At 62.9% G+C, this 434-nt stretch carries 1 protein-coding gene; it reads left to right on the top strand.

What is annotated here, in order from left to right:
- On the top strand, positions 1 to 434 hold a 434-nt coding region (locus AACY19_RS27445; RefSeq protein ID WP_339454631.1), incomplete at both ends, for a S1 RNA-binding domain-containing protein.

The following is a 434-nucleotide window of genomic DNA, read 5'->3' as shown; positions in this document are numbered from 1 at the left end:
AGCGCAAGCAGCTCAAAGGCAATATCTATCTGGCCAAGGTGACGCGCGTTGAGCCGTCGCTACAGGCGGCGTTCATCGATTACGGCGGCAATCGCCACGGCTTTTTGGCGTTCAGCGAAATCCACCCCGATTATTACCAGATCCCCAAGGAAGACCGCGACGCGCTGTTGCGCGAAGAGGCCGAGCATGCGGCGGAAGAAGCCGCGTTGCGCGCCCAGCAGGAGGCCGAGGACGATCTTCACGACGACGAGCATGAAGATGACGGATTCGAACGCGATTCGGATGCCGATGACGCGTCGATCGAGCGTTTCGACGATGATGGCGGTGCCGAACCCGACGTAGAAGTCGTCGCCGAGGGCGAAAGCCGTGGTGGCGAAGGGCGCGGCCGTCGCCGCAAGCGCACCGCATCGGACGATGCCGCCGATGATCTGCGC

The sequence above is a fragment of the Pseudomonas sp. EA_5y_Pfl2_R50 genome, assembly GCF_963970475.1.
Taxonomy (GTDB): Bacteria; Pseudomonadota; Gammaproteobacteria; order Pseudomonadales; family Pseudomonadaceae; genus Aquipseudomonas.
The sequence above is the reverse complement of the archived record's forward strand: the minus strand, read 5'-3'. Positions and strand labels throughout refer to the sequence as shown.